The following is a 4,077-nucleotide window of genomic DNA, read 5'->3' as shown; positions in this document are numbered from 1 at the left end:
GTACCATCCAGGCCCGTTATGAAAGCAACCTGGGTTTTCGCGTGTCCGGCCGCATCGCTCGGCGTGCCGTGGATGTGGGGGCCGAAGTGGGGCAGGGCGCATTGCTCGCCGTGCTCGACCCCACCGACCAACAAAACCAATTGCGCGCCGCCCAAGGCGACTTGGCTCGGGTGCAGGCACAGTTCATCAACGCCCAGGCCAGTGCCCGCCGCCAGCAGGAGTTGTTCAACCGGGGTGTCGGCGCTCAGGCCCAGCTCGATGTGGCCCAGACTGACCTGAAAACCACCCAGGCCTCCCTCGACCAGGCCCGGGCCTCGGTCCAGCAGGCCAAGGACCAGCTCAACTACGCCGAACTGCGCACCGACCATGCCGGCATCGTCACCGCCTGGAATGCCGAGGCCGGCCAGGTGGTCAGCGCCGGCCAACAAGTGGTGACCCTGGCCCGCCCGGATATCAAGGAAGCCGTGATCGACCTGCCTGCCGGCCTTGCCGAGCGTCTGCCAGCGGATGTGGTGTTCCTGGTCGCCGGGCAACTCGACCCCAGCGTGCACACCACCGCCATCGTGCGCGAGATCGAACCCCAGGCCCAAAGCGCCACGCGCACCCGGCGTGCGCGCTTGACCTTGGCCGAGACGCCCCCTGCGTTTCGCCTCGGCACGGCGATCAGCGTGACCTTGAGCACCGCGATTGCGCCGCGCATCGAGGTGCCGTTGAGCGCCTTGCAGGAGGTCGATGGCAAGACCCGCATCTGGCTGCTCGACACCCAGAGCCTGACCGTGCAACCGCGTGACGTCACGCTGCTCAGTCGTGACGCCGACAGCGCCTTGCTCAACGGTGGCGTCAAACCCGGCGAGCGCATTGTCACCGCTGGCGTGAACAGCCTGAAGCCTGGGCAAAAAGTCAAAATCGACGAGGGCAGCCCGCGATGAAAGGGAGCTTCAACTTATCCGACTGGGCCCTCAAGCATCAGTCCTTTGTCTGGTACCTGATGTTCGTCGCGCTGCTGATGGGCGTGTTTTCGTACATGAACCTGGGCCGCGAGGAAGACCCTTCGTTCACCATCAAGACCATGGTCATCCAGACCCGCTGGCCGGGCGCGACCCAGGAAGAAACCCTCAAGCAGGTCACCGACCGCATCGAGAAAAAGCTCGAAGAACTCGACTCCCTCGACTACGTGAAAAGCTACACCCGCCCGGGCGAATCCACAGTGTTCGTGTTCCTCAAGGACACCACTAGCGCCAAGGCCATCCCCGAGATCTGGTACCAGGTTCGCAAGAAGATCGACGATATTCGCGGCACCTTCCCCCAGGGCTTGCAGGGACCGGCGTTCAACGATGAGTTCGGCGACGTATTTGGCTCGGTGTACGCCTTTACCGGTGACGGCTTGTCGATGCGCCAGCTGCGCGATTACGTAGAGCAGGTGCGCGCCGAGATCCGAGCGGTGCCGGGCCTGGGTAAGGTCGAGATGATCGGCCAGCAGGACGAAGTGATTTACCTGAACTTCTCTACACGTAAGCTCGCCGCCTTGGGCATTGACCAGCGCCAGGTCGTGCAAAGCCTGCAATCGCAGAACGCGGTGACGCCGGCCGGGGTGATCGAGGCCGGGCCGGAGCGGATTTCGGTGCGTACCTCGGGGCAGTTCGCCTCGGAGAAGGACCTGGCCAACGTCAACCTGCGGCTCAACGACCGCTTCTATCGCTTGGCGGATATCGCCGACATCAGCCGTGGCTACGTCGACCCGGCGCGGCCGATGTTCCGCTTCAACGGCAAGCCGGCTATTGGCTTGGCGATTGCGATGCAGAAGGGCGGCAATATCCAGTCTTTCGGCAAGGCCCTGCATGAACGCATGGACGAGCTGACCGCCGACCTGCCGGTGGGCGTTGGCGTGCACAAAGTCTCCGATCAGGCCGAAGTGGTGGAGGAGGCCGTGGGTGGCTTCACCAGTGCGCTGTTTGAAGCGGTGATCATCGTGTTAGTGGTGAGCTTTATCAGCCTTGGTATGCGCGCCGGGTTGGTGGTGGCGTGCTCGATCCCCTTGGTGTTGGCGCTGGTGTTTGTGTTCATGGAATACAGCGGCATCACCATGCAGCGGGTGTCGCTGGGCGCCCTGATCATCGCACTCGGCTTGCTGGTGGACGATGCGATGATCACCGTGGAGATGATGATCACGCGCCTGGAAAAAGGCGAAACCAAGGAGCAGGCCGCCACCTACGCCTACACCTCCACGGCGTTCCCGATGCTCACTGGCACGCTGGTGACGGTCGCGGGCTTCGTGCCGATTGGTCTCAACGCCAGTTCGGCGGGTGAGTACACCTTCACCCTGTTCGCGGTGATTGCCGTGGCGATGCTGGTGTCGTGGGTGGTGGCGGTGCTGTTTGCGCCGGTGATCGGCGTGCATATCCTCAGCGCCAATGTGAAACCCCACGACGCCGAGCCCGGGCGGATTGGCCGAGCCTTCAATGGCGGCATGCTGTGGGCCATGCGCAATCGCTGGTGGGCCATCGGCATCACGGTGGCGCTGTTCGTGGCGTCGGTGTTTTCCATGCAGTTCGTGCAGAACCAGTTCTTTCCGTCATCGGATCGCCCGGAAATCCTCGTCGACCTCAACCTGCCGCAAAACGCTTCGATCAACGAGACGCGCAAGGCCGTCGACCGCCTTGAAGCGATCATCAAGGATGACCCGGACATTGCCCGTTGGAGCACCTACATCGGGCAGGGCGCGATCCGTTTCTACCTGCCCCTCGACCAGCAATTGGAAAACCCCTACTACGCACAGTTGGTGATCGTGAGTAAGGGCCTGAAAGAGCGCGGCGCCTTGATTGCGCGCCTGCAAAAACGCCTTCGCGATGATTTTGTCGGCATCGGCAGCTTTGTGCAGCCACTGGAGATGGGCCCGCCGGTCGGGCGGCCGATTCAATATCGCGTGTCGGGCAACGATATCGACCAAGTGCGCAAACACGCCATCGAATTGGCGACCCTGCTCGATCAGAACACCCACTTGGGCGAGATCATTTACGACTGGAACGAGCCGGGCAAAGTGCTGCGTGTGGACATCGCCCAAGACAAGGCGCGGCAACTGGGGCTGTCGTCGGAAGACGTAGCGCAGTTGATGAACAGCGTGGTCAGTGGCGCCTCGGTGACCCAGGTACACGACGATATCTACCTGATCAATGTGGTCGGTCGCGCCGAGGATGCCGAGCGTGGCACCCCGGAAACCTTGCAGAACCTGCAGATCGTCACGCCCAACGGCACGTCGATTCCGCTGCTGGCGTTCGCCACCGTGCGCTATGAGCTGGAGCAGCCGCTGGTATGGCGCCGGGACCGCAAGCCGACCATCACCATCAAGGCATCGGTACGCGATGAGATGCAGCCCACGGACTTGGTGAAGCAGTTGGCACCGACCATCGAGAAATTCGGCGCGGGGTTGCCGGTGGGCTACAAGGTCGCCACCGGCGGCACCGTGGAAGAAAGCGGCAAGGCCCAAGGCCCGATTGCCAAGGTGGTGCCGCTGATGCTGTTTTTGATGGCGACCTTCCTGATGATCCAACTGCACAGCGTGCAGAAGATGTTCCTGGTGGCGAGTGTCGCGCCGCTCGGGCTGATCGGTGTGGTGCTGGCGCTGATTCCCACGGGCACGCCCATGGGCTTCGTGGCGATCCTGGGGATCTTGGCGCTGATCGGCATCATCATCCGCAACTCGGTGATCCTGGTGACGCAGATCGACGAGTATGAGCTGGCGGGCTATACGCCGTGGGATGCGGTGGTGGAAGCCACTGAGCACCGGCGCCGGCCGATCCTGCTGACAGCCGCCGCAGCGAGCCTGGGCATGATCCCGATTGCGCGGGAAGTGTTCTGGGGGCCGATGGCCTACGCGATGATTGGCGGGATCATCATCGCGACCTTGCTGACACTGTTGTTCCTGCCGGCGCTGTATGTGGCCTGGTACAAGATTCGCGAACCGAAACAGGACCAACACGGTTAACCAGAAAAACTGCAGATCAAAAAATGTGGGAGCGGGCTTGCCCGCGAATGCGGAGTGCCAGTCACTGAATCTGTCACTGTCACACCGCTTTCGCG

General features: G+C 62.5%; 2 protein-coding genes. Both read left to right on the top strand.

Annotation, left to right across the window (positions count from 1 at the left end):
* A partial coding sequence (locus ACRESD_RS13080) for an efflux RND transporter periplasmic adaptor subunit (RefSeq protein WP_431751282.1) occupies positions 1–929 on the top strand: 929 nt, incomplete at its 5' end.
* Positions 926–3,982, top strand: a complete 3,057-nt coding sequence (locus tag ACRESD_RS13075) for an efflux RND transporter permease subunit (protein WP_431751281.1) — start codon at positions 926–928, stop codon at positions 3,980–3,982. The genes ACRESD_RS13080 and ACRESD_RS13075, both read left to right, overlap by 4 nt.
* Positions 3,983–4,077: the final 95 nt, after the last annotated feature.

The organism is Pseudomonas sp. (genome assembly GCF_050739995.1).
Classification (GTDB): Bacteria; Pseudomonadota; Gammaproteobacteria; order Pseudomonadales; family Pseudomonadaceae; genus Aquipseudomonas.
Note: the sequence above shows the minus strand (reverse complement) of the source record. Positions and strands in the feature narration are given on the sequence as shown.